Raw genomic sequence first — 25219 nt, forward strand, 5'->3', positions numbered from 1 at the left:
TCATTCAAATTAAAGTGATTTTATTGTATAGGTTAGAATCTAGTTAAATCCTCTGCAATTTCTTCAGCTTGTTTAATCACATAAGTTACCGCTTCTTCCTGTTTATCGGGTGGATATTTGTAACGTTGTAGGGCGCGTTTAACGAGAATACGCATTTTTGCTCGTACCGCCTCTTTGTATTGCCAGTCGATTGTGACCGATTTTCTAAGTGTTTCCGTGATTTCTTTCGCCAGTTTAGAAAGCACTTCATCACCCATCAAATCTTTTGCACTTTGATTTTGAGATAGGGCTTCATAGAAGGCAAGTTCTTCCTTGGTTAATCCTAGTTTTTTCCCTAATGCTAAACGTTCTTGGAAATCTTGGCTCATTTTAAAGAGTTCGTCCAAAATCTCTACCACAGTCAAATTGTGGTTGTGGTATTGATTCAATGCTTCCTTCAAACGCTGTTCAAAATCTTTTTGCAAGGTTAAGTTTGTGCCTGATTTAACTTTAATTTCACTTGCTAAATAACGTTCCATTGCCGTAACCCATAAATTTTTAGTTGGGCTATTTTTAACAGTTTGTAAAAATTCCTCGGAAAGCAAACTGATTTGTGGTTGTGGTTTTTCTAGCAGATCAAATAAATCAATCACGCCTTCAGAATACACAGTTTGATTAACCAGTTTTTTTAATAAAATCTGTCTTTCATTTGTGCCTGTGCCGTTTTGTTTACGCTTCGTGAGAATAGCGCGTACGGCATCATAAAAAGCAATTTCTTGGTTATATGGCTCAACTTCAGCCAATGAGCCGCATAACATATAGCCTTTTTTCACCAAGCCTGCTGCTTTCAAAAAGGCTTTTTTGCGAGGTTCTGTTTCTTTTTTATCAAACCAATGTTGCTCGTGTGCTTTGCCATCAAACGGTAATTGATCGAGGCTCAAAATATGGTTGGCAGCAAAACGAATCGCCATCAAAAGATCATTCGGATTATCTTTTTCTAAGGCAGCCTGAACATCAAAGGTTTTCCCTTCAACTGGCGTTGCAAACAGGCTGCGGACAAACTCCAAATGCTCTTTCATTTTAAAGAATACATCAATCACGTTATCAGTCAGCTTGCCCTTGCCTTGCGAGTTAGTATATTGCTGGGTGGCTTCTCTGAGCTTGTCAGCAATGCCTACATAATCCACAATCAAGCCGCCATTTTCTCGGCTCTTATTACGGAATACACGGTTAACCCGTGCAATCGCCTGCATTAAGTTATGCCCTTGCATCGGCTTGTCGATATACATCGTATTACAACAAGGCGCATCAAAGCCCGTCAGCCACATATCGCGCACAATCACCACTTTCAGCGGATCGTTCGGGTCTTTAAAGCGGCGTTCCAGCGTTTGTTTTTCCTGTTTACTGTAAACGTGTTTCTGCATTTCCGGCGTATCGGAAGCAGAACCTGTAATCACAATTTTAATCGCCCCTTCGTTAATATTGTCCGAGTGCCATCCAGGGCGCAGTTTGATGATTTCGTTGTATAAGTCCACGCAAATCTGACGGCTGGAAACCACCATCATCGCTTTGCTGTCGACGATTTCATTGCGTTTGGCAAAATGCTGCACAAAATCCGCGGCTAAATCAGCCAGACGGGCTTGCGAACCCAACAATTTTTCCTGCAAACGCAGGGCAGGGGATTGCTCCTCTTCCAGCAAATCATCAATTTCTTTGAATAGCTCATCGTGTTCTTTTTCGTTTAAGCGGATTTGGCGCGCTTCATACACAATCGGCACGGTTGCACCATCTTCCACTGCATCTTGCAAGTCATAAATCGACACATAACGCCCGAATACATCTTGCGTGTCCTTATCTTCTAGGCTAATCGGCGTACCGGTAAAACCAATAAACGATGCATTGGGCAGAGCATCACGTAAATGACGAGCGTAGCCTGCCTGAAATTTGCCGTTATGCAGTTTTTGGGTAAAACCGTATTGGCTACGGTGTGCCTCATCACTGATCACAATAATATTGCTGCGTTCATTTAACACAGGGAAGCGGTTTTCTTCCTCATTTAGGGCGAATTTCTGAATCGTGGTAAAAAACACGCCGCCCACTTCATTTTGCGCGAGCAGTTGGCGCAGTTGTTCGCGGTCTTCTACTTGCTGCGGTGTTTGTTTGATTAAATCTTTGCCTGAAGAAAAAGTTTGGAAAAGCTGACCGTCTAAATCGTTGCGATCGGTGACGACTAAAATCGTCGGGTTTTTCAATTCAGATTGTGAGAGCAATTTGCCGGCATAAAACAACATGGAAATTGATTTTCCCGAACCCTGCGTATGCCACATCACGCCAATGCGGCGGTCGCCTTTTTCGGAAGTCGCAAAGAGCGTGGAATCTACCGCTTCATTTACGCCGTAATATTGATGGTACGCCGCGATTTTTTTAATGGTTTTACCGCTGGAGTCCCGCTCAAATAATACGAAATAGCGGATATAGTCCAATAAATCCTCAGGCTTCAGCAAGCCACTGAGCAGGCTTTGCAATTCATCCTCAAAATATAAGCGCTCGCTTTTATTTTTTTCATCGACCACTTTCCACGGTGTAAAGCGTTGGAAATCTGCCGAAAGCGAACCCAAACGTGCGGCAATTCCGTCTGAAATAATCCGGGTTTGGTTGTAAACAAACAGCTCGGCAATTTCATCTTTATAGGTTTCAAACTGATTAAACGCCTGCAATAAATCTGCCGATTCACGCAACGGATTTTTCAGTTCAAATACCACTAAAGGCAGACCATTCACAAAACCAATAATATCGGGAATCCGTTTGCCCCCTTTACGGCTGCGGATTTCTAGCTGATTGACGGCAACAAAGCGGTTGTTTTCCACATGCTCAAAATCCACCAAGCGCGCCATCTCAATTTTCTGTTCGCCGTTTAGCGTATATTCCACTCGTACACCATCACGCAACAGCTTATAAAACGCCTGATTACGCACCACCAAGTCGCCAATATCGCTTTTCGTCGCCGATTTGACCACAGAATCCACTGCACTTTCCGGCAGTTGTGGGTTGAGTTTATGCACCGCCGCACGCAGTTGTTCAATAAAGATTACACCGCTCAAATCGCCACGGGCAAACTCGCCTTCATGAACAGGCAAATCTTTACCATAGCGATATTCCCAACCGAGGGATTGCAGGCGTTGAAGAGTAAGTTGTTCGATGTCGTTTTCGTTGAGCATGATGTGTTCCTTAGTGTGTGGTTTAAATCTCCCCTAACCCTTCTTTACAAAAGAGGGGAATGGTATTGAGCGTAATTTTAGTTTAAGTGTTTTTCATGAGTAATTTTTCTGTTAATCCGACCGCTTGCAGCTAATAAACTTCCAAATAGTCCCCCTCTTTAGTAAAGAGGGGATAGGGGAGATTTGGCAGATGTGAAATCAACCTCGTGAGTAATTAAATTTCTCCACTCAATAATCTAGGTAACAATAAATCTCTTGTGTCCTGAAGATTGAAATTTTCCAGCCTATTAAAAATAATTTTTTCTAAAATATTTTCTAATGTTTTATTTGCTAATAATTCGTCATTTGGCACTATGCATTTTGCAGCAGATAAATGCTCACGTTTAATATGCCCCATTGTCACAGCTTTGTCATAAGCAATACGCTGAAATTCGGTTAAATGATGTTTGGTATAAAAATAATAGAACCATTTAGGATACTCTTTGGATGAGACTTTGAATAAATGTTGGTTTAAAGCAGCTTTACCTCCACACCAAATATCTACTAATAAACTACCAGACCAAGAAAAAACGACATCACCATTATTAATAATGCACTCAGGCTTAATATTTGCTTTTGCTTTTTCATCGCCATCTGCATAACCTTGTCTCAATTGGGCAATTTTCACAACAGGTAAAAATGGTTCATTATTTTCTGGGCGGAATTTTTGTAATGCCAAGCCATTCTGATAATTTGCAACTTCATCTAAGGCTTTTATCTCCCATCCCTTCGGCACTTCAATCCCATCAACCTCCACCATATCACACGGAAACGCTTTGGCGGTTTCGGCTAATTCGGCGTAGTGGTCAGGCTGTGTTTGTGAAAGTGCGGTCAATTCTTCGGGGGTTTTTCCGTTGATTGCCTGCATGGCGGCAAGTTCAGCTTGTTCAAGACTCATGCCGTCTGAAAGCGCTTGGACTTTTGCGCGCACGGGATCGAAATCGACAAACCAGCTTTTAAACAGGGCTTGGGCGATTTGTTCCAAGGTTTGGTTAATTTGGGTGTTGAGGTGGATTTTTTGGTCCATGCTAAACAATTTCTTTGCGATTTCCCGTCGATTGTCAGGATAAGCAATTTCTGCATCTAAGATTTGATCTAAAACTATGCTCGGTTGAGCACTACCTTGGGCTCCTAGCAGTAAAAATTCTTGGAAATTTTTGTACTTTAATGCATAAAATAAATAAATTTGATCCCATTTATTATTTTCTTTAGTTCTTAATCTAACAGTATTTTGATTTAATAGATATCCATCAGCTTCAACAGGAACTCTTATGAAATTTCCTGCAGTGGCACCAACAGTAGTAATAACTACATCATAAGGTTTTAATCTAACTTTTTTATTTTTATCAGCAATTTCATTAGATATATAATAAATATTGTCTAGACTTATGCTATCCCCCTCAAAATCTGAAACTCGAACAATACCCACACCTTGTTTTTGGTAGTCTTGAGATTTAAAAACTGCACCTTTTTGATATTCAATAATTTCTTTTAATGTGATCTTACTCATACCCCAATCCCCCTAAATTCTTTTTAATCTCCGTTTCCAACTCTGCACTTTTTGCAAACTGTTCCTTCAAAAGCGCGGTCAGATTTTGCATTTTTTCTGCAAATGGTACGCCGTCGTCTTCTTGTTCTGCGGTGCCGACGTGGCGTCCCGGTGTGAGAACGAAATCGTTATCTTTAATCTCTTCTAAAGTAGCGGATTTGCAGAAAGCGGCTTGGTCTTCGTAGCCGTCTGATTTTTGCCAAGCGTGGAGGGTGTCGGCAATTTTGGCGATGTCGTCAGCGGTGAAATCGCGCAAGACACGGTCTTTCATATAGCCGATTTGGCGGGCATCGATAAATAACACGTCGCCTTTGCGCTTTTTGTTGCGATTTAAAAACCAAATACAGGCGGGGATTTGGGTGTTGGTGAAGAGCTGGCCGGGTAGGGCAACCATACATTCGACCAAGTCGGCATTGATGATGGCTTTGCGGATTTCGCCTTCGTTGTTGGTTTGGCTGCTCATGGAGCCGTTGGCAAGCAATAATGCCATTTTGCCGTTGGGCGAGAGGTGATAAATCATGTGTTGCAGCCAAGCGAAGTTGGCATTGCCTTTGGGCGGTGTGCCGTATGCCCAACGTGGATCATCGGCAAGGGATTCGCTCCACCAATCGCTGATGTTGAATGGCGGGTTTGCCATAATGAAATCCATCTTTTTGTCGATGTGTTGCGGCTGGGTGAAGCTGTCGGCGTTGTGTTTGCCGAAGTCATAATCAATGCCGCGGATAGCCATGTTCATGGCGGCGAGTTTCCAAGTGGTTGGGTTGAATTCTTGCCCGTAGATGGAAACGTTGTTGATGTTGCCTTGATGGGCGGAGATAAAGCGTTCGGTTTGCACGAAAAAGCCGCCGCTTCCAATAGCCGGGTCATATACGCGGCCGGAGTATGGCTCGAGCATTTCGACAATCAGGGAAACAATGGATTTCGGCGTGAAATATTGTCCGCCGCGTTTGCCTTCTGCTTGGGCAAAGCGACCGAGGAAGTATTCGTAAACGTGGCCGAGAATGTCTTTTGCGCCTAAATGAACGGGCTCGCCGTTGTAAGTCGGACGGGTAAAGTGGGTATCGGAAAAGAGGATAATCAGCCCGCGCAGGGTGTCTTCGTTTACGGCGTAGCCGCTGATGCGTTGGAGAACGCCTTTGAGTTTTTCGTTGTCTTTTTCAATGGCATCGAAGGCATCATCAATCAGTTTGGCTACGCTGGAAAATTTCCCGCCCCAAGGCAATTCTGCCCCAGTGTTGAGAATAGAGACTTCTTGTAAGGCTTGCCAACGCGCAGAAACTGGCACCCAAAATACGTTATCCGCGGTGTAATAATCACGGTTTTCCAGTTCAGCGGTTAAGGCTTCTTGATACTCTTCTTCAGTATCAAAAAAAGTGCGGTCAAGATAGAGGGGATTTTCTAGTGTGGAGAGTTCCGTCTGAATTTTTTCCTGTTGATGAGTGAAATTATCAGAAATGTATTTTAAGAAGATAAGACCAAGAACGATATGTTTATAGTTAGCGGCATCAAGTTGTTGACGGAGTTTATCGGCAGATGCCCAAAGTTTTTCATCTAATTCATTTAAAAATGCTTGTTGTAATACGTGATTTTCATCGACAATCTTGGTCGTCTCGTCTCGTCTCGTCTCGTCTCGCTTGCATAAATTATGCCCTCTGTAAAGTGATTTTTATCGGAAGTTTGAATATTCAAACAAATTATCAGTTGTTATTTTATCGAAAAACAGTATCGGGTTGAAAGGGATTTTCGCGTGCTAAATCCAATGATTTCCAGTAGAATGAGGCGTTTTTATAAATAAGGAATAACTATGGCAAGAGAATTTAAACGTAGCGATCGCGTCGCTCAAGAAATACAAAAAGAAATAGCAGTCATTTTACAACGCGAAGTGAAAGATCCCCGTATTGGGATGGTGACAGTTTCTGATGTGGAAGTATCGAGCGATTTATCTTACGCAAAAATCTTCGTGACTTTTTTATTCGATCACGATGAAACGGCAATTGAGCAAGGCATGAAAGGCTTAGAAAAAGCATCGCCTTATATTCGTTCATTACTAGGCAAAGCGATGCGTTTACGTATCGTGCCAGAGATTCGCTTTATTTACGATCAATCCTTAGTTGAAGGGATGCGTATGTCAAATCTTGTGACAAATGTTGTGCGTGAAGATGAAAAAAAACACGTTGAGGAAAGCAACTAATGTCTAGACCTCGTAAACGCTGGCGTGATGTTGATGGGGTATTTTTGTTGGATAAACCACAAGGCATGTCATCAAATGATATCATGCAAAAGGTGAAGCGTTTATTTCAAGCGAACAAAGCGGGTCATACTGGCGCGCTCGATCCCTTGGCAACGGGGATGTTGCCGATTTGCTTGGGCGAAGCAACTAAGTTTTCACAATTTTTGCTTGATGCAGATAAGCGTTATCTTGTTACGGCAAAATTAGGCGAACGTACCGATACTTCCGATGCGGAAGGGCAAGTCGTGGAAACTCGTGAAGTTCATGTTGAAACTCAGCAAATTTTGACCGCACTTGAACAATTTCGTGGCGATATTTTGCAAGTGCCGACAATGTTTTCTGCACTAAAACATAACGGTAAACCGCTTTATGAATATGCGCGCCAAGGTATTACAGTTGAGCGTGAAGCACGCCCAATTACGATTTTTGAACTCAATTTTATTGAATATCACGCGCCTTATTTAACCTTAGAAGTGCATTGTTCAAAAGGCACTTATATTCGCACCTTAGTAGATGATTTGGGTGAAGTGCTGGGTTGTGGCGCACATGTGACAATGTTACGCCGTACAGCCGTAGCGGATTACCCCGTAGCAGAAATGATGCCAATTGATGAGCTACAACTGCTCGCTGAAAATTTTCCATTAAGTGAATTAGATCGTTTATTACTGCCAACCGATACCGCAGTAAGTAAATTGCCCGCTTTGCATTTGAATGCAGAGCAGAGTAAAGCCATTGGTTTTGGTCAGCGAGTGAAATTTGCTAATGATCAGCAATTAAGTGGCCAAGTGCGGTTATTTTCAGCGGAGAATTTATTCTTAGGTGTGGCATTGATCGATGGGAATATTATTCGCCCACAACGGTTAATCACGCAATCCGCATAACTTAATTGCCTTTCCTATAAAATTCTAGTAATCTCATCTGTAATTTATTTTTTACAACACATGTAAACTAAATATTGCAGGTGAGTTTTATGGAAGCCCTTAAGGATTTACGTTCTGAAATTGATTCGCTTGATCGCGAACTTATCCAACTTTTTGCTAAACGTCTTGAGTTGGTTTCTCAAGTCGGTAAAGTTAAACATCAACACGGATTACCTATTTATGCGCCAGAGCGTGAAATAGCAATGCTCCAAGCGCGTCGTTTAGAAGCTGAAAAAGCAGGCATTTCAGCAGATCTGATTGAAGATGTTCTACGCCGTTTTATGCGCGAATCCTATGCTAATGAAAATCAATTTGGCTTTAAAACCATCAATCCTGATATTCACAAAATTGTTATCGTGGGCGGTTATGGTAAATTGGGTAGCTTATTTGCTCGTTATTTACGTGCATCTGGCTATCCAATTTCTATTTTAGATCGTGAAGATTGGACGGTAGCTGAAAGTATTTTAACGAATGCTGATGTCGTGATCGTTTCCGTCCCTATTAATCTCACCTTAGAAACCATTGAACGCTTAAAACCTTATTTAACAGAAAATATGTTACTTGCAGATTTAACCTCTGTTAAGCGTGAACCTCTAGCGAAAATGCTTGAAATCCATTCTGGTGCTGTTTTAGGTTTACATCCAATGTTTGGGCCAGATATTGCAAGTATGGCAAAACAAGTAGTTGTTCGTTGTGATGGACGTTTTCCTGAACGTTACGAATGGTTACTTGAGCAAATTCAAATTTGGGGCGCAAAGGTTTATCAAACCGATGCCACAGAACACGATCACAATATGACTTATATACAAGCCTTGCGCCATTTTTCAACTTTTGCGAATGGTTTACATCTTTCTAAACAGCCCGTTCATCTTGCTAATTTATTGTCGCTTTCTTCCCCTATTTATCGCTTAGAACTTGCGATGATCGGTCGCTTATTTGCGCAAGATGCAGAGCTTTACGCAGATATTATTATGGATAAGCCAGAAAATTTAGCGGTAATTGAAACATTAAAACAAACTTACGAAGAAGCTTTAACTTTCTTTGAAAATAATGATCGTCAAGGTTTTATTGATGCTTTCCATAAGGTACGAGATTGGTTTGGCGATTATTCAGAACAATTCTTAAAAGAAAGCCGTCAGCTATTGCAGCAAGCAAATGATTTGAAGCAAGGGTAGTAAAGTGCGGTGAAATCTCACCGCATTTTTCTTTTACTGTCTCGCCAATCTTAAGTTTTCAGGTAAATTCTCAAAATTAGAACGGAACGGATTGATATCTAATCCGCCACGACGAGTATAGCGTGCGTAAACGGTGAGTTTTTCTGGTTTGGCGTAGTGCATTAAATCGCAAAAAATACGCTCGACACATTGTTCGTGGAATTCATTGTGTTGACGGAACGATACAACGTAACGCAATAATTTTTCGTGATCGATTTTTCTACCTACATAATGAATATGCAAGCTGCCCCAGTCTGGCTGATTGGTAATCAGGCAGTTGGATTTTAACAAATGGCTGACTAATTTTTCTTCGACAATTTCATCAGATACGCAATCTTTCAGCCAATCAGCGTTAAATTCGTAGCTGGTAATTTCAATATCTTGTTGATCAATGCAATCGCCTTGTAAATGATCAATTTTTTGAGAATCATAAACTGCCACTGGATTTAACCGCACTTTTACATCGCCTTGCGCACATTCGCTTAAATCGCGTTGCATAGTTTGTTGAACGGCATTGAAGTCGGCAAATTTGCTTTGATTGAAGCTATTTAAATAAAGTTTAAAACTTTTTGATTCAATCAAATTTTGGCTTTGATAATCCAGATAAATGTCTGCGATAGCCACTTGTGGCAAGCCTTTTTCATTGAGCCACGAGATTTCATAAGCCGTCCAAATATCGGCACCAATGGTAAAAGGCTGGTTTTGAGTAATGCCCAATCCATCACGATTTAACGCGCGTGGCACAGGCTGTAATAAAGTGCGGTCATATTGAGAGGCGTATTCTGTTTTTTGACCGAGTTTTAAGGATTTTAAGCTGTTGTCTTGGTAATTCATCTTTTCTCCGATTAGGTGTTCGAATTTTGCAAATTTCGACACTTTATAAATTAATTACAAAAAATTCCACGATAGATTCGAGACTAACCGACAGGTATCGCATTTAAAATGAAAGGTATCAAAAATCGCGTCTTTTAACACCCAATTTGCACCACAAGAAGGGCAGCAACGGGATTTTTCAGATTCTAAAGATTGCCCACCTACACGATATAAATAATAGTAAGTCGGTATGCTCGTTTCTTTTTCGATTTCTTGTGCTAAATAACGCCCATGTTTTGAAAGCGTGCTTTCATGATCTGAAATTTCTGCCAAAGATTGTTGTTCTAATACAGAACCATTCATTTGTAGTTGATCACAGGCTTGCCAATTTTCTTGCCATTTAATCAGATCTTGGCTTAAGTGCGGTTGATTTTTCAACTGTTTATACAAAGGGATTGGTGCGAAATTTTCTCCGCTATGAATTGGCGAACAACTTTGTAAATGGGTTGTGTAAAGCACTTGCCAAGTTGGCGATGTATTTTCTGCCGTTTGATCTGAATTAAAATCATCACCCACAAGTTGAAAACCATCAAAAATTACGCCGCACTTTTCTGCTTCTTGTAATGCTCGATTCACTTCTGCATTATTATTTTGCGGGAAAAGACTATCTTGCTCAGGGCAAATGACACGCATAGCAAAGCCTTGTGCGCCATCTTCTTCCGCTAAATATAAAGGAATTTCACGTCCGATAATTTGCCCGTTATACCGCCATTGATCGATCACGGCATTAAGTAAACGACTTTGTGATTCAATATTATTTTCGAGCGCAGTTAGGAGAAAATAGGTTTCGATTAAATACATAAATTTTTTAATTGCTGTCCGATTTGGTTTAAGCCGTTTAAACGTGTTTCGCTTAAACGTTGTGAAATGCCGAGTTCGCTAAAAAATGCAGTAATATCAAATGTATTCAATTCATCTGCTGTTTTACCATTGATTTGATTGAGTAAAATCCAAAGCAAGCCATTCATAATTCTGGCTTCGCTAAATCCGTTGAATTGAAAAGTGCGGTCATTTTTAGGCATAATTTGAAACCACATTTGTGCTTCGCAGCCAGTAATAGGTTGCATTTGAGCAAGTTCATCATCGCTTGGGCGAGATAAATTTTTGCCAGCTTGAATAATCAGGCGATAGCGATCTTCCCAATTTTTAGCTTGTTTTAATTGTTCTATCATTGTAATAAATCCAGTGCTTTATCTAAGGCGGTAAAAAATGCCTCTACATCTTCCTGTGTATTATAAGGCGCAAAAGATAGGCGTAATGTGGTGCGTTCGCCTAAGCGTGCTAAATAAGGCTGGGCACAATGTTCGCCCACTCGGAGCGCAATATTTTGTTCGCTTAAGAGTGTAGAAAGATCAGAACAGTCAATGCCGTCAAATACAAAGCAAACAACGGTACTTGGTTGAGGAGAACTGAATAATCGACAATTCTCGTAAGATTTTAACCGCACTTTGACGGATTCTGCCAAGGATATAGCGTGCTGTTCTGCTGAGGTAAAATCCCATTTTTGTAGCCAATTCAGTATGGCATTAAAGCCAATAACTCCAGCAATATTGGGTGTGCCTGCTTCTAAACGATAAGGTAACTCGGAAAAAGTAATCCGATTATTTGATACACGATCAACCATTTTCCCACCGAAAAAGAGCGGTTGAAGTTGAGAAAGTGCGGTCAATTTTCCTGTTAAAACGCCAAGCCCATTTGGACCATAAATTTTATGGGCTGAAAATGCGAGGAAATCTGCATCTAAATCTTGTAAATCGATTTTAATATGACTAATCGCTTGTGCAGCATCCACTAAAACCAACGCATGACTATGTTGTCTGATAAGTTGAATTAGGCGTTTAATCGGCTGTTCTGTGCCCGTGACATTTGAAACAAAATTCAGTGCAACGAGTTTGGTTTTTTCAGAAAGAGCAGAAATAAGCGCATTTTCATCAATTAGCCAATTATCTAAAATCGGTAAAACTCGAATTTTTGCACCGCACTTTTTCGCCGTTTCGTGCCAAGTGACAAAATTGGCATGATGATCTGCTTGGCTAATCAGAATTTCATCTTCTGCGTTTAATTGTGGTAGTAATCCATTTGCCACTAAGTTAATCGCGTGAGTTGTACCCGACGTCCAAATAACAGCGCGTTTATCTTCTGCATTAACCCATTCTTCAACCTGTGTGCGAGCCTGTTCATATTGTGCTGTTTGGGCCGCATCATATTGGCTACGATGTACTGAACCCGCAGAAGCATAAAATTCAGCGGTGCGATCAATTAACACTTGAGGTTTCAACGCGGTAGCAGCGTTATCTAAATAAACAACCGCATCTTCATCTTGGAAATAGGGAAATTCTTGACGGAACGTTTGATAATCAAAAGCCATATTAATTTTTCTCTTGTCTGCGCCATTGACTTGGTTCAATCGGATTCTTGTCCGCCCAAAGACCAATTCGTTTGGCTTGTGCATTTTCTTGCGCTTGAAGATAAATCGGATCATGGGAATATTGCTTATAAGCCCATGCCATACCTTGTTTAACCATTTCTAAATTAATATTTTTATCTTGATAATAAACAATCGCCAATGTGCGTTGATAGCGATCTTGACCTTTTAAAGAAAGACGCACATCACGGAGATAAACCATATCAGATAACGCTTTTTTAGATTTTTGTCCAAAAGCTTGTTTTTTCTCTGGTGCATCAATTTCAGCTAGTCGCACTTTGATTTGTCGATTATTTTTAGCAAGGCAGGTAAGCGTGTCGCCGTCACTAATGCCAACGACACGGCAAGTATTTTCTTCACTAGAGCACGCCGAAAGAGCGGTAAAAATTAGTAATAAAATAGCAAATATCGATTTTCGATTTATCATTTTGCAAGGTTCTTGATCTAAGTCTGGTTATTTTACCGAAAAAAACTGGTCAATTCAGAAAAAAAAAGCGTAAAATAATTTTGAAACATTATGGAAAAAGTTGAAAAAAAGGTTGTATATGGTTCAAAAATCATTTTTATTGGCCCGTTCGTTGGTCATTTTGTACATTATGTTATATCTCGGAAATCTTATTGCACATTATGTACCTGTAGGTGTACCTGGGAGTATTTGGGGATTGTTATTGCTCTTTTTAGGTTTAACGACACGATTAATTCATTTAGATTGGATTTATTTAGGCGCGAGCTTATTGATTCGTTTTATGGCGGTGCTTTTTGTGCCTGTAAGCGTAGGTATTATTAAATATTCTGATTTATTAAGAGAACAGGTTAATATTTTATTACTTCCCAATATTGTAAGCACATGTATTACATTAGTTGTGATTGGTTTTTTTGCCAATCATTTATATCAACTCCAATCTTTTACACATAAACGGAAAAAAGTAATAAAACGTCGCCAAGTTCAAGAGAAACAAATAACTGAAAACATGTAGTCTTTATTTGGATGTCAATTATGCAGCAGTACGCAATTTATCTTTATACATTTTTAACAATTTTCGGATTTTGGCTTGCATTACAAATTAGTAAACGTTGGAAATCAGTCATTTTCAATTCATTTATCTTAACCGTATTGATTCTTGTGGTAATTTTAGTTGTAGGTAAAATTCCATATGATGATTATATGGCTGGGAATGCACCAATAAACAATTTGCTTTCATTAAGTATCGTTGCTCTTGCTTTGCCACTTTATGAGCAACTTCGCCAAATTGCCAAACAATGGAAAATCATTCTTTCAACGGTTTTCATTGCCTCTTTTTTAGCAATGTTAAGTGGTGCACTTTTAGCATTTCTTTTAGGTGCAACACCTGAAATGGTCGCAACAGTTTTACCTAAATCTATTACAACGCCTATCGCGATGGAGGTTTCTCGCCATTTAGGCGGAATTCCTGCTGTTACCGCCGTAGGGGTTGTTGTTGCAGGTTTGCAAGGCTCTGTTTTTGGTTACCTTGTATTAAAAAAATTAGGTATTAAACATCAAGAAGCTATAGGACTTTCCGTTGGTTCTGTTTCTCATGCACTTGGTACCGTAAGTTGTATGGAAACTAACTCAACGGCAGGAAGTTATAGTTCTATTTCTCTCGTGCTTTGTGGGATTATTAGTTCTATTCTTGCGCCATTTGTATTTAAGCTTATTTATTTCTTTGTTTAAATATCAATGAAAATTCAACCGCACTTTATTCATTCTAGATTTTGTTTGTTCCAGATAAAGTACGGTTGTTTTTTGTGCTAAATGATTAGATAATGCAGAAAAATCAAATAAAACAAAGCGATATGAAACCACTCATCATTGATTCTTCTTGGACAGAACGTTTTTTTCCTGATCCTCCACGCGAAAAAGATAATCGCCCACCATTTCGCCGTGATCGGGGGCGAATTTTACATTCTGCTGCCTTTCGTTGCTTGCAAGCAAAAACTCAAATTCACGCGATTGGCGAAAATGATTTTTATCGCACTCGCTTAACTCACTCTTTAGAAGTCGCACAGATTGGCAGTAGTCTCGTTGCACAGCTTAAATTTTTAGAAACCTTTGAAAGCCTTTCGCAAACATTAAATATTGATAAAAACGAGTTGCAAAAACAATTAAAACCTTTATTGCCAAGTAACGATCTTATTGAGAGTTTGTGTTTTGCTCATGATATTGGGCATCCGCCTTTTGGGCATGGTGGCGAAACGGCATTAAATTATATGATGGCAGAGCAGGGCGGTTTTGAAGGCAATGCACAAACCTTTAGAATTTTAACGAAACTTGAGCCTTACACTGAAAATGCAGGGATGAATCTAACGCGTCGAACACTATTGGGTGTAGTGAAATATCCCGCGTTGTTAGATGTGGCCTCGCCTCAATATGCAGAACTTAATTTTTCTCGCAATATCGATCCGCGGTTTGTGCGTATTCATGATTGGATTCCAGGAAAAGGCATTTTCCGCGATGATTTGAAAATGTTTAATTGGTTGCTAGAAAATCTTTCTGAAAATGACCGCACTTTATTCTGTCAATTTAAAAAAGTACGGGAAAACCCAGCTGAATCTTTACATACTCGTTTTAAATCTCTGGATTGCAGCATTATGGAATTGGCGGATGATATTGCCTATGGCGTGCATGATTTAGAAGATGCGATTGTAACTGGCGTGGTAAATCCTCATCAATGGCAAGCAGCACATTCCGCATTAAAACAAATTCCGTCAGCTTGGTTGCATGAAAATATTGATTCAATTAGTCAACGACTTTTCTCTGATAAACATTTTGAGCGAAAACAAGCCATTGGTGCATTGGTGAACTTTTTTATTACCAATGTACGGTGGAAATTAACGGCAAATTTTGATGAACCTTTGTTACGTTATAACGCAGAGTTGCCACCTGAAGTGATTGCTGCACTTGGCGTATTTAAAAAATTCGTTTGGGATTATGTTATTCGCAATGTGGATACGCAACGAATCGAATATAAAGGGCAGAGAATGTTGACAGAAATGTTCCAGATTTTTGAATCTGATCCAGAACGTTTATTACCACGAAATACTGCAAATCGTTGGCGTAATGCACCAGAAGAAGGGAAGAAACGGATTATTTGCGATTATATTGCAGGCATGTCAGATGCACACGCATTGCGGGTATATCAACAACTTTGATTTAATAGAGAATCCCATTGAATTGATGGGATTTTTTATGCAAACTGTATAGAATAGTGCGGTTAATTTTCACTGAATTTTTATGGGGCAGTTGTGGCATTAATTAGTTTAACCAATGGATATCTTTCCTTTAGCGATTCACCTTTATTAGATCACGCAGAATTACATATTGAACCGAATGAACGCGTTTGTTTAGTTGGGCGTAACGGCGCAGGTAAATCAACTTTATTGAAAATCATCGCAGGCGATGTGCTTATGGATGATGGCAAAATCCAATACGAGAAAGATCTTGTTGTTTCTCGTTTAGAGCAAGACCCACCGCGTAATGCGCAAGGCAATATTTTTGATTATGTCGCGGAAGGTGTAGGGCATTTAACGGATTTATTGAAAGAATATCATCATATTTCTGTTCAATTGGAAGAAAATTACAGTGATCAAATTTTAAGTCAATTAGAGCAAGTTCAGGCTAAATTAGAACACGCTGATGGCTGGCGATTTGAAAATAAAATCAATGAAGTGTTGTTAAAACTGGGCTTAAATCCAAACACAAAATTATCCGCACTTTCGGGCGGTTGGTTGCGCAAAGCGGCACTAGCACGCGCATTAGTGTGTGATCCTGATGTGTTATTACTTGATGAACCAACCAACCACTTGGATGTGGAAGCTATTGAATGGTTGGAAAATTTCTTATTGGATTTCCAAGGTAGCATTGTATTTATTTCCCATGACCGTTCTTTTATTCGAAAAATGGCAACACGCATTGTGGATTTAGATCGTGGTCAATTAGTGTCTTATCCAGGCAATTACGATTTATATTTAACCACGAAAGAAGAAAATCTACGCGTTGAAGCCTTGCAAAATGAATTATTTGATAAACGTCTTGCTCAGGAAGAAGTATGGATTCGCCAAGGTATCAAGGCTCGTCGCACAAGAAATGAAGGGCGAGTGCGAGCATTAAAAGCAATGCGTGAGGAACGCCGCCAACGACGTGAAGTAATGGGAACGGCCAAATTACAATTAGATACCTCAAGCCGTTCAGGCAAAATTGTCTTTGAAATGGAAAATGTGAGCTATGAAATCTCAGGAAAAACCTTGTTAAAAGATTTTTCAACAACGATTTTACGTGGAGACAAAATTGCGCTTGTTGGGCCAAATGGCTGTGGAAAAACTACGTTCATTAAATTATTGTTGGGTGAAATTAAGCCAACATCAGGAAAAATTCGTTGTGGTACCAAATTAGACATTGCTTATTTTGACCAATATCGTGCTGATTTAGATCCTGAAAAAACCGTAATGGATAATGTGGCGGATGGTAAACAAGATATTGAAGTCAATGGTGTAAAACGCCATGTGCTCGGGTATTTGCAAGATTTCTTGTTCCCGCCAAAACGAGCAATGACGCCAGTTAAAGCCTTATCGGGGGGAGAACGAAATCGTTTATTGCTCGCAAAATTGTTGCTAAAACCAAACAATTTATTGATTCTTGACGAACCGACCAATGACCTTGATGTAGAAACATTGGAGCTTTTAGAAGAAATTTTGACTGATTATCAGGGCACATTGTTAATTGTTAGCCATGACCGTCAATTTATTGATAATACTGCGACAGAATGTTATTTATTTGAAGGTGAAGGGCGTTTGAATAAGTATGTGGGGGGATTCTTTGATGCGAAACAGCAACAAGCCAATTTCTGGGCAAGCAAAGCAGTAGAAGAGCAGGCTAAAGCGAGAAAAACTGAACCGCTAAAAGAAGAAAATTCGGTAAAAAATGACCGCACTTCTAAGCCGAAATCAGTAAAACTTTCTTATAAAGAACAACGTGAGCTAGAACAACTTCCACAACTATTGGAAGAATTAGAAACTAAAATCACCGCACTGCAAGCTGAAATAGCCGATCCCGCATTTTTCCAACAGGCTCATGATATTACCGATGCTAAATTAAAATCATTGGCGGATACTGAAGCCGAATTAGAAACCGCATTTTTACGCTGGGAAGAATTGGAAGAAAAGAAAAATTTGGCTGAAGGTAAAGCTTAAAAAAATAACGCCCGAAAGGGCGTTTTCTTTAGACATTTTCAAGATGATCTTTTTTCAAAATGCTTTCTTCATCAAGTGTTGATAAACGGGAGATTGCGTTACGGTAAGAAATTTCTAAGGTTTCTCTACTGGTTGCCATTACTCCTTGATCCACTAAAAATCCATCATTTACGTCATATACCCAGCCGTGCAATGAGAGTTTTTGCCCGCGTTCCCAAGCACTTTTTACAATTGAAGTTCGCCCTAGATTGTAAACCTGTTCCGCTACGTTAATTTTAGTCAACATATCCGCGCGTTTTTCTGGGGAAAGTTTACCGAGAAGATGACCGTGTTTAAACCAAATATCGCGAATATGAAGAAGCCAGTTGTTGATAAGCCCTAAATCTTTATCTGTCATAGCGGCATGAATCCCACCACAGTTGGTGTGGCCACAGATAATAATATGTTCAATTTTAAGCACATCGACGGCATATTGCACAACAGAAAGGCAATTAAAATCTGTGTGAATCACTTGGTTAGCAACATTACGGTGTACAAAAAGTTCACCTGGTTCAAGATTCGTCAATTTCTCAGCGGGGACACGGCTATCAGAGCAACCAATCCAAAGGTAATGTGGTGTTTGATGATCCGCAAGTTCTTTGAAGTAAGTCGAATTTTCTTCCTTCATTCTTTGCGCCCAACTGTAATTGTTGGCAAAGAGTTGTTTAATTTTATCCATTTTGCTTTCCTTAAAATTCTGAAAAAATTGACCGCACTTTGGCGTAAGTGCGGTCAATATTAAAGTTAAATTGAATTAGAAATTCGCATTTCTTGGCGCGCGTGGGAATGGAATCACATCACGAATATTTTGCACGCCAGTTACATAGACGATTAAGCGTTCAAAACCAAGACCAAAACCAGAATGTGGAACGCTACCGTATTTACGAAGATCGCGATACCACCAATAATCATCTGGATTTAATCCCATTTCTTCCATACGTTTATCAAGTACATCTAAACGTTCTTCACGTTGTGAACCACCGATGATTTCACCAATTCCTGGTGCTAACACGTCCATTGCTGCTACAGTTTTTCCATCATCATTTAAACGCATATAGAATGCTTTAATGTCTTTTGGATAGTTTTTCACTACAACTGGTGATTTAAAATATTCTTCCGCTAAGAAACGTTCGTGTTCAGAAGAAAGATCGATCCCCCAAGAAACAGGGAATTCAAATTTCTTACCAGATTTTAATAACACATCAATGGCATCAGTATAGTCAATTTGCGCAAAATCTGAGTTCACAAAGTTTTCCAAACGCGTAATAACATCTTTATCTACATGTTTTTCAAAGAATTGTAAGTCATCTTTACGCTCAGCTAATACTGCACGGAATACGTATTTCAACATATCTTCTGCAAGTTTTGCGTTATCCGCTAACGTTGCAAATGCTACTTCTGGTTCAACCATCCAGAATTCAGCTAAGTGACGGGTGGTATTAGAGTTTTCTGCACGGAATGTTGGGCCGAAAGTATAAATTTTGCTTAATGCACAAGCATAGGTTTCGCCATTTAACTGACCTGAAACCGTTAAAAATGATTCTTTACCGAAGAAATCTTGGCTGAAATCTACTTTTCCATTTTCACCACGTGGCAGATTTTCTAAATCAAGAGTAGAAACACGGAACATTTCACCCGCACCTTCAGTGTCTGATGCAGTAATTAATGGGGTTGCCACCCAATAGAAACCTTGCTCATGGAAGAAACGGTGAATTGCTTGAGATAAACAATGGCGAACACGTGCGACAGCACCAATAATATTGGTACGAGGGCGTAAGTGAGCCACTTCGCGTAAATATTCAATAGAGTGGCGTTTTGCTGCCATTGGGTAAGTATCTGGATCTTCAACAAACCCAGTCACTTCTACTTTTTCTGCTTGTAATTCAACTGCTTGTCCTTCTGCAGGTGATTCAACAACTTTACCCGTTACAATTACAGAACAGCCTGTTGTTAAACGTAAAATTTCGTTTTCGTAATTTTCAATATCGTTATTAATAATCGCTTGAATTGGATCAAAGCAAGAACCGTCATAAACTGCTAAGAAAGATAAGCCTGCTTTAGAATCACGACGGGTACGTACCCAACCTCGTACAGTGACGGTTTCACCAATCGCCACTTTTCCTTGTAATACATCAACAATTGATGCTACGTTAGACATATAAACCTCTATAACTAAATGTAATTTTACGTAAAAATGGAGATATTCTACCTGAGTATGGAATTTTTTCCATAAAAAAGTATAGAATGGGGTGGATTATTCATCGTGAGGAGAAACAATGTTAAACGATATTTTAACGGGCTATGGAATTTTTGTTTTAGAAATTTTGACGGTTTTATTAGTGATTTTAGTCATTGTGAGCTTAATTATTTCACATCGTCAGCACAATAAAGTGAAAGTAGGCGAGCTGGAAATTAAGGATTTATTGGAAGAATTTGATAGTCAAGTTCGAGTGTTGCGCGATTTTAATTTTTCTGAAGAAGAGCTAAAACAACAAGCTAAAGCAGAGAAAAAAGCTGAAAAACAAAAAGCCAAAAAACGTAAAGAGAAATTAAAAAAAGGTGAAACCGTAGATGACGAAAAGAAAGGGTGTGTATATATCTTAGATTTTCATGGTGATATTTCAGCGTCAGAAACAACCGCACTTAGAGAAGAAATTTCAGCAATCTTAAGTGTAGCAAAACCAGAAGACGAAGTATTACTACGTTTAGAAAGCCCTGGCGGTATTGTTCATGATTATGGGTTTGCCGCATCTCAATTAGCTCGTTTAAAACAAAAAGGAATTAAGTTAACGATTGCGGTGGATAAAGTAGCAGCAAGTGGAGGTTATATGATGGCTTGTATTGCTGATAAAATTGTATCAGCTCCGTTTGCTATCATTGGGTCGATAGGTGTGGTTGCACAAATTCCTAATATTCATCGTTTATTGAAAAAATATGATGTGGATGTAGATGTAATGACCGCTGGAGAGTTTAAGCGAACTGTAACAATGTTGGGGGAAAATACCGAAAAAGGTAAACAAAAATTCCAACAAGAATTAGAAGAAACACATCAATTATTTAAACAATTTGTTTTACAAAACCGTCCTCACTTAGATATAGATAAAATAGCAACAGGAGAGCATTGGTTTGGGACGCAAGCGCTAGAATTGAAATTAGTTGATGAAATCACTACAAGTGATGATTTGATTTTAGATAAGATGAAAGAAAAACGAGTTCTAGCGGTAAAATATCGATTGAAAAAATCGTTAATAAAAAAATTAGGTCGCCAAGCAGAAGAAAGTTTAGCGAATATTATTTATAGTTATATGATGAAGAAGGTAAATAATTTTATTCAATAAACTTTAATTTCTTTACATTATCTTTACAAAAAAAACGGTTGATTTAGGCAAAATCAAGTAATTTGTTATTTACAAGGTAAAGTTTTGCCATTAGTATATGCGCCGAAACTTTGAAAGTTTTGTTCTTTGAAATTTATAAAGTTTAGTTATCCCTTTAATTTAGGGATTTTACAAATTAAAAGGTAAAACAAATGAAATTATCTCGTATTTTATTATCTACTGTTGCAATCGCAACTGTGACAGCTTGTGGTAACTTAAGCAAAGTAACAGATGCTGGTACACCTGAATATAAAGATGTAAATGGTGAGCAAGTACCACAATTAGTATGGCCAAAAATTGATACATCAGGTTTTAATCATGATGGTAGTCAATTTGGTACATGGCCAAATTGGTCTAATGTTCGTTTGATCGAACGTGGTCAAAATAAAGATCAAATTCGTCAATTAATCGGTGATCCTCATTTTGCTGAAGGTTTATATGGCGTAGAAGAATGGGATTATGTATTTAATTATCGCGAAAATGGGGTTCACAAAGTTTGTCAGTATAAAGTGTTATTTGATAAAAACCATAATGCACAATCTTTCTTTTGGTTCCCTAATGGCTGTAACGGTAATTCTGCATTCAGTTTAAGCGGTGATTTCTTATTTGATTTTGATAAAGATACTTTAACTGCGCGTGGTAAAGAAGTCGTTGATAACGTTGCAAATCAATTAAAGGCAACTGGTGCAAAAGATGTTAAAGTTGCAGGTTATACTGACCGTTTAGGTTCAGATTCTTATAACTTAAATCTTTCTCAACGTCGTGCAAATCGTGTTAAAGCACGTTTATTAGAAGATGGTGTTGTTGCTCAGATTAACGCAGTTGGATATGGTAAAAATCCACAAGTTAAGGCTTGTGATGATGTAACAGATAAACAAGCGTTAAGAGAGTGTTTAAGACCTAACCGTCGTGTAGAAGTGACGGCTTCTGGTTCTGTATTAAAATTACAGGAAGGTAGTCAATCTAATGGCGGTACTCAAGGACCTGCTCCTTTATACCAAAAATAATTTAGGTATTTACGTCATTAAAAAATAGGGCTAGATATTTTATCTAGCCCTTTTTACATAAATTATTTTTCTTTTAATACTCTAGGGAATAAAATATTATTCTCTAAATGAATATGATGCATAAGGTCATCAATAAACTCATTAATCCCACTGTATAGAGCTTTCCAACTAAAACAAGCATCAGAAGGCGCTGTACAATGATTAGTGAGAGATTTAACGACTTCTACATCTTGCCCTGCTTCATCATGCTCCATTTCCATTACACGGATTGGCATAGCTGCCATCATATAATTTTTGGCCTTAATCATTGGGAAAAGAATTTGTTCTTCTTTCATTAAATGTTGACTTAATTCTATGTAAATTTTTTCTAGTTGTGCGGCTACACCAATTGGGCAATCTTCACGATCACCATGTACATTTTCAACTTTTTGAGCCAAGGTAATTAATTCAGGTAGCTGCTCTCGATGGCGATTATGGTAGCGTGTAATAATATGATCGATAATTTCGTCATAATGTGCAACGTTCCAATCTTTATCATTATTTTCTGATTTACTTTGTTGTAAATGAGCTAAGCGCGTTTCAATCTCAGAGAGATTAAGATTTTTTTGCTGTGCGGCAACTTCTAGTAAGATAGAACCACCGCAACAAAAATCTAAATCATATTCACGAAAAATTTTTGTTGCTCCCGGGATAGAAACTGCTAATTCGCTAAGTTTTTGTTGGGCAAAAGACATAAATCACTCCTTCTTAAATGAAATAGAATAAAACCTATTAAAATAGTAGGATATTTTCTTCGTGATGGAAAGTGTTTATATTCATTTCTTGATAAAATGATGACTTAAATCAAGAAAAATACTTCATAATAGTGAGATTAAGTAGTAAGGAAGATGATGATTAACGATTAAAACTATAGTGTTTTTGCGAAATAATATGATTTTTTGTAGAATAAGCATTATATTTTTTAGAGGAATTATTATGCGTAATCAAACAAAAAAGTATATCCAGCAATTACAAAATGTTATGCATTCTTTGTCATTATGGCAAAGTATTCCTCCCGCAGCTGATGCTTTTCTCAGTGAAGAACCGTTTTCTATTGATACGATGTCTGCTCAAGAATGGTTACAATGGGTATTTATTCCACGTATGCTAGCATTGCTGGAAAGTGGTGCACCATTGCCAAATCAGATTGCAATTTCCCCTTATATTGAAGAGGCAATGAAAGAGTTTGATGAATTAGAACAATTATTGTCTCCTTTAATAGCCTTAGAAGAATTATTGAAAAATCAATGATATTAGAGATTCTATATCAAGATGATGTATTGATTGCGGTGAATAAACCTGCAGGAATGATGGTACATCGTAGCTGGCTTGATCCTCACGAAACACAATTTGTTATGCAAACTTTACGAGATCAAATTGGTCAGCATGTATTTCCTGTTCATCGCCTCGATCGTCCTACATCAGGTGTCTTATTGTTTGCATTAAATAGCGAAATTGCCAATATATTATGTCAGCAATTTGAACAGCGATGTGTGGAGAAATCTTATTTAGCCGTCGTAAGAGGATATTTAGAGGGAAGGGACATCATTGACTATCCATTAAAAATTCAGTTAGATAAAATTGCAGATAAATTATCCCAAGAAGATAAACCTCCTCAAGATGCCATAACTAAATATGAAGGGATAATAACTGCAGAAATGCCTTATCCAGTTGGACGTTACCAAACTGCACGTTATTCTTTAGTGAAATTGATTCCTTATACGGGGCGAAAACATCAATTGCGGCGACATATGAAACATATTTTTCATCCAATTTTAGGGGATACTCAATATGGCGATTTACATCAGAATCGAGCATTAACTACTCATACAGGTTGTCAACGATTATTTTTGCATGCTTATGAATTAATATTTATTCACCCTATAACACAAATAGAGATAAAGCTCACTGCAGGTTTAGATGAACAATGGTTAAAATTAATGAATAAATTAGGATGGGAGAATGTTTGATATTATTTTAACGCATGAACAACAACAAAAAGCAGTAGAACAAATTCAAGCGTTGATGGCTAAAGGTGTAAGTAGTGGTGAGGCTATCCAAATTGTAGCAAAGGCGATACGAGAAGCACATAATCATAATAAAAAGGCATCATAAAACTAATTTTTTGTGATCTAGTTATCATTTTTGAAGATTTCTCATTGCATTATTTCATAAAATAACTGAACATATTAACCAGACGAGGTGATAAGGCAATCGCCTTATTGGTATTTTGTTTTAATAGGCAAAGCCTAGAGAGGTCTTTTATGGAAATTGGTGTAGTGAAATGGTTTAATAATGCAAAGGGATTTGGTTTCATTTCCGCTGAGGGGGTAGATGCCGATATTTTTGCTCATTATTCTGTTATTGAAATGGAAGGGTATCGCTCTTTAAAAGCAGGGCAAAAAGTACAATTTGAAGTGATTCATGGAGACAAAGGCTCTCATGCCACGAAAATTATCCCTATAGTGGATAACCAGGAGTAATTATATTGCTCTGATTTTCTCTATTTAGTCCTAAGTAAAAAGACAAGAATTGCAGCTTGTCTTTTTTATTTGAGTAAATTCTTCAAGCTGTTTTTCATTGCAGCCATTTGATTTTCAAATTGTGCTTTACTTTCTCGTTCATCAATCATATAGGTAATAGTTTCTGATAATGTCATTTTCATTTTGCGAGAATATCTTGAAAGACGTTGCCATACAGCATATTCTAAATCAATAGACTTCTTTTTTGTATGCTGTTTTTCACCATTAAAAAAGCGTTTACGGCGCGCCCGAATAGCCTGATCTAATTTAATTGGAAGTGCTGGAGAAAGATGGTTTTTTATCCATGCTTCTATTTTTTCGGGATAATGTTGACAGGCTAATAATTCTTGTGATTTTGCCTCTTGTAGACTGCGTTCTTCATAACATGTAATATTTTCTCCTTCACGGTATTTTCGAATGAGGTAAATCCATTTCCAATTAGCTTCTTGATTTTCAAGTTTTTGATATTTCATGTTTTAACTATTCAGTGACGTGGTAACTCGACTAGTGTAAGTCTTTTTAAATGAATTTTCTAGCAGATTTTTACAAGCGTATGAAATATGCGATAATAGCCCTAATT

The 25219-nt window shown here is 38.5% G+C and carries 24 protein-coding genes and 1 pseudogene; 13 read left to right on the top strand and 12 right to left on the bottom strand.

The annotated features are described in order from the left end of the window. Positions 1–32 precede the first annotated feature (32 nt). From A9501_RS02230 to A9501_RS02240, 3 genes and pseudogenes are all read right to left on the bottom strand, one after another. Complete coding sequence (locus tag A9501_RS02230; RefSeq protein WP_065264767.1) at positions 33–3197, bottom strand: type I restriction endonuclease subunit R; 3165 nt, start codon at positions 3195–3197, stop codon at positions 33–35. Positions 3198–3411: 214 nt separating this feature from the next. After that, positions 3412–4746, bottom strand: a complete 1335-nt coding sequence (locus A9501_RS02235) for a restriction endonuclease subunit S (RefSeq protein WP_065264768.1) — start codon at positions 4744–4746, stop codon at positions 3412–3414. Next, positions 4739–6474 (bottom strand): annotated as a pseudogene (locus A9501_RS02240) (type I restriction-modification system subunit M). Before A9501_RS02240 ends, A9501_RS02235 begins: the two are co-directional and overlap by 8 nt. Positions 6475–6589: 115 nt before the next feature. Here A9501_RS02240 and rbfA point away from each other — a divergent pair. The 3 genes from rbfA to tyrA all read left to right on the top strand — a co-directional run bounded on the left by rbfA (position 6590) and on the right by tyrA (position 9110). Further along, positions 6590–6976, top strand: a complete 387-nt coding sequence (gene rbfA / locus A9501_RS02245) for a 30S ribosome-binding factor RbfA (protein ID WP_005628626.1) — start codon at positions 6590–6592, stop codon at positions 6974–6976. Beyond that, positions 6976–7896 (top strand): tRNA pseudouridine(55) synthase TruB, encoded by a 921-nt coding sequence (gene truB, locus A9501_RS02250; protein ID WP_065264770.1) that lies wholly within the window; start codon positions 6976–6978, stop codon positions 7894–7896. Before rbfA ends, truB begins: the two co-directional genes overlap by 1 nt. A gap of 89 nt (positions 7897–7985) precedes the next feature. Continuing rightward, positions 7986–9110 carry a bifunctional chorismate mutase/prephenate dehydrogenase gene (gene tyrA / locus A9501_RS02255; RefSeq protein ID WP_065264771.1) on the top strand — a complete coding sequence of 375 codons (1125 nt, stop codon included), beginning with the start codon at positions 7986–7988 and terminating at the stop codon, positions 9108–9110. A 33-nt stretch (positions 9111–9143) separates the two neighbouring features. On the opposite strand, the gene queF is transcribed toward tyrA, so the two are convergent. The 5 genes from queF to A9501_RS02280 are packed head-to-tail and all read right to left on the bottom strand — an operon-like array spanning position 9144 to position 12874. After that, entirely contained in the window at positions 9144–9983 is an 840-nt protein-coding gene (gene queF, locus A9501_RS02260; RefSeq protein ID WP_065264772.1) for an NADPH-dependent 7-cyano-7-deazaguanine reductase QueF, read from the bottom strand. Between the two features lie 54 nt (positions 9984–10037). Further along, positions 10038–10823 (bottom strand): Zn-ribbon-containing protein, encoded by a 786-nt coding sequence (locus tag A9501_RS02265; protein ID WP_065264773.1) that lies wholly within the window; start codon positions 10821–10823, stop codon positions 10038–10040. Beyond that, positions 10814–11194, bottom strand: coding sequence for a SufE family protein (locus A9501_RS02270; RefSeq protein ID WP_065264774.1), 381 nt, complete (start codon positions 11192–11194; stop codon positions 10814–10816). The genes A9501_RS02265 and A9501_RS02270 overlap by 10 nt, the downstream gene beginning before the upstream one ends. Then, positions 11191–12390 carry a cysteine desulfurase gene (locus A9501_RS02275; RefSeq protein WP_065264775.1) on the bottom strand — a complete coding sequence of 400 codons (1200 nt, stop codon included), beginning with the start codon at positions 12388–12390 and terminating at the stop codon, positions 11191–11193. The genes A9501_RS02270 and A9501_RS02275 overlap by 4 nt, the downstream gene beginning before the upstream one ends. Before the next feature lies 1 nt (position 12391). Continuing rightward, on the bottom strand, positions 12392–12874 hold the full coding sequence (locus A9501_RS02280) for a thermonuclease family protein (RefSeq protein WP_065264776.1): 483 nt from the start codon (positions 12872–12874) through the stop codon (positions 12392–12394). A gap of 118 nt (positions 12875–12992) precedes the next feature. On the opposite strand from A9501_RS02280, the gene A9501_RS02285 reads away from it, so the two are divergent. From A9501_RS02285 to A9501_RS02300, 4 genes are all read left to right on the top strand, one after another. Then, positions 12993–13424: a CidA/LrgA family protein gene (locus A9501_RS02285; protein ID WP_065264777.1), complete on the top strand. Its 432-nt coding sequence runs from the start codon at positions 12993–12995 to the stop codon at positions 13422–13424. A 20-nt stretch (positions 13425–13444) separates the two neighbouring features. Next, a complete protein-coding gene (locus tag A9501_RS02290; protein WP_065264778.1) occupies positions 13445–14140 on the top strand; it encodes a CidB/LrgB family autolysis modulator in 696 nt (231 codons plus the stop codon). A gap of 92 nt (positions 14141–14232) precedes the next feature. After that, entirely contained in the window at positions 14233–15618 is a 1386-nt protein-coding gene (locus A9501_RS02295) for an anti-phage deoxyguanosine triphosphatase (RefSeq protein ID WP_065264779.1), read from the top strand. Positions 15619–15711: 93 nt separating this feature from the next. After that, positions 15712–17655, top strand: a complete 1944-nt coding sequence (locus tag A9501_RS02300; RefSeq protein ID WP_065264780.1) for an ABC transporter ATP-binding protein — start codon at positions 15712–15714, stop codon at positions 17653–17655. Between the two features lie 28 nt (positions 17656–17683). Here the strand turns inward: A9501_RS02300 and can are convergent, their stop codons facing one another. Next, on the bottom strand, positions 17684–18373 hold the full coding sequence (can, locus tag A9501_RS02305; protein WP_032803425.1) for a carbonate dehydratase: 690 nt from the start codon (positions 18371–18373) through the stop codon (positions 17684–17686). Positions 18374–18448: 75 nt separating this feature from the next. Then, complete coding sequence (gene asnS, locus A9501_RS02310; RefSeq protein ID WP_065264781.1) at positions 18449–19852, bottom strand: asparagine--tRNA ligase; 1404 nt, start codon at positions 19850–19852, stop codon at positions 18449–18451. Between the two features lie 118 nt (positions 19853–19970). On the opposite strand from asnS, the gene sohB reads away from it, so the two are divergent. Together sohB and A9501_RS02320 are read left to right on the top strand one after the other, a co-directional pair. Then, positions 19971–21032: a protease SohB gene (gene sohB / locus A9501_RS02315; RefSeq protein ID WP_065264782.1), complete on the top strand. Its 1062-nt coding sequence runs from the start codon at positions 19971–19973 to the stop codon at positions 21030–21032. A 191-nt stretch (positions 21033–21223) separates the two neighbouring features. Then, entirely contained in the window at positions 21224–22078 is an 855-nt protein-coding gene (locus A9501_RS02320) for an OmpA family protein (protein WP_048952675.1), read from the top strand. 62 nt (positions 22079–22140) lie between these two features. Here the strand turns inward: A9501_RS02320 and ytfE are convergent, their stop codons facing one another. Next, on the bottom strand, positions 22141–22812 hold the full coding sequence (ytfE, locus tag A9501_RS02325; RefSeq protein WP_065264783.1) for an iron-sulfur cluster repair protein YtfE: 672 nt from the start codon (positions 22810–22812) through the stop codon (positions 22141–22143). Positions 22813–23053: 241 nt separating this feature from the next. Between ytfE and A9501_RS02330 the strand changes: the two genes are divergently transcribed. The 4 genes from A9501_RS02330 (at position 23054) to cspD (ending at position 24600) form a co-directional block, all read left to right on the top strand. Continuing rightward, complete coding sequence (locus tag A9501_RS02330; protein WP_048952673.1) at positions 23054–23368, top strand: YqcC family protein; 315 nt, start codon at positions 23054–23056, stop codon at positions 23366–23368. Further along, positions 23368–24087: a tRNA pseudouridine(65) synthase TruC gene (gene truC, locus A9501_RS02335; protein ID WP_065264863.1), complete on the top strand. Its 720-nt coding sequence runs from the start codon at positions 23368–23370 to the stop codon at positions 24085–24087. Before A9501_RS02330 ends, truC begins: the two co-directional genes overlap by 1 nt. Then, positions 24080–24232: a YoaH family protein gene (locus A9501_RS02340; RefSeq protein ID WP_048952672.1), complete on the top strand. Its 153-nt coding sequence runs from the start codon at positions 24080–24082 to the stop codon at positions 24230–24232. The genes truC and A9501_RS02340 overlap by 8 nt, the downstream gene beginning before the upstream one ends. Positions 24233–24381: 149 nt before the next feature. Beyond that, entirely contained in the window at positions 24382–24600 is a 219-nt protein-coding gene (cspD, locus tag A9501_RS02345) for a cold shock domain-containing protein CspD (RefSeq protein WP_048952671.1), read from the top strand. Between the two features lie 65 nt (positions 24601–24665). Here the strand turns inward: cspD and matP are convergent, their stop codons facing one another. Further along, positions 24666–25112, bottom strand: a complete 447-nt coding sequence (gene matP, locus A9501_RS02350) for a macrodomain Ter protein MatP (RefSeq protein ID WP_048952670.1) — start codon at positions 25110–25112, stop codon at positions 24666–24668. Positions 25113–25219: the final 107 nt, after the last annotated feature.

This window comes from Haemophilus sp. CCUG 66565 (assembly GCF_001679495.1).
Taxonomy (GTDB): domain Bacteria; phylum Pseudomonadota; class Gammaproteobacteria; order Enterobacterales; family Pasteurellaceae; genus Haemophilus; species Haemophilus haemolyticus_K.

Coding starts and splice junctions, on each gene's coding strand:
- truB (WP_065264770.1), top strand. CDS start 6,976: ATGTCTAGACCTCGTAAACGCTGGCGTGATGTTGATGGGGTATTTTTG.
- sohB (WP_065264782.1), top strand. CDS start 19,971: ATGTTAAACGATATTTTAACGGGCTATGGAATTTTTGTTTTAGAAATT.
- A9501_RS02280 (WP_065264776.1), bottom strand. CDS start 12,874: ATGATAAATCGAAAATCGATATTTGCTATTTTATTACTAATTTTTACC.
- can (WP_032803425.1), bottom strand. CDS start 18,373: ATGGATAAAATTAAACAACTCTTTGCCAACAATTACAGTTGGGCGCAA.
- A9501_RS02270 (WP_065264774.1), bottom strand. CDS start 11,194: ATGATAGAACAATTAAAACAAGCTAAAAATTGGGAAGATCGCTATCGC.
- queF (WP_065264772.1), bottom strand. CDS start 9,983: ATGAATTACCAAGACAACAGCTTAAAATCCTTAAAACTCGGTCAAAAA.
- A9501_RS02275 (WP_065264775.1), bottom strand. CDS start 12,390: ATGGCTTTTGATTATCAAACGTTCCGTCAAGAATTTCCCTATTTCCAA.
- matP (WP_048952670.1), bottom strand. CDS start 25,112: ATGAAATATCAAAAACTTGAAAATCAAGAAGCTAATTGGAAATGGATT.
- A9501_RS02330 (WP_048952673.1), top strand. CDS start 23,054: ATGCGTAATCAAACAAAAAAGTATATCCAGCAATTACAAAATGTTATG.
- asnS (WP_065264781.1), bottom strand. CDS start 19,852: ATGTCTAACGTAGCATCAATTGTTGATGTATTACAAGGAAAAGTGGCG.
- rbfA (WP_005628626.1), top strand. CDS start 6,590: ATGGCAAGAGAATTTAAACGTAGCGATCGCGTCGCTCAAGAAATACAA.
- A9501_RS02340 (WP_048952672.1), top strand. CDS start 24,080: ATGTTTGATATTATTTTAACGCATGAACAACAACAAAAAGCAGTAGAA.
- A9501_RS02230 (WP_065264767.1), bottom strand. CDS start 3,197: ATGCTCAACGAAAACGACATCGAACAACTTACTCTTCAACGCCTGCAA.
- A9501_RS02320 (WP_048952675.1), top strand. CDS start 21,224: ATGAAATTATCTCGTATTTTATTATCTACTGTTGCAATCGCAACTGTG.
- ytfE (WP_065264783.1), bottom strand. CDS start 22,812: ATGTCTTTTGCCCAACAAAAACTTAGCGAATTAGCAGTTTCTATCCCG.
- A9501_RS02235 (WP_065264768.1), bottom strand. CDS start 4,746: ATGAGTAAGATCACATTAAAAGAAATTATTGAATATCAAAAAGGTGCA.
- A9501_RS02290 (WP_065264778.1), top strand. CDS start 13,445: ATGCAGCAGTACGCAATTTATCTTTATACATTTTTAACAATTTTCGGA.
- A9501_RS02265 (WP_065264773.1), bottom strand. CDS start 10,823: ATGTATTTAATCGAAACCTATTTTCTCCTAACTGCGCTCGAAAATAAT.
- A9501_RS02295 (WP_065264779.1), top strand. CDS start 14,233: ATGCAGAAAAATCAAATAAAACAAAGCGATATGAAACCACTCATCATT.
- tyrA (WP_065264771.1), top strand. CDS start 7,986: ATGGAAGCCCTTAAGGATTTACGTTCTGAAATTGATTCGCTTGATCGC.
- cspD (WP_048952671.1), top strand. CDS start 24,382: ATGGAAATTGGTGTAGTGAAATGGTTTAATAATGCAAAGGGATTTGGT.
- A9501_RS02285 (WP_065264777.1), top strand. CDS start 12,993: ATGGTTCAAAAATCATTTTTATTGGCCCGTTCGTTGGTCATTTTGTAC.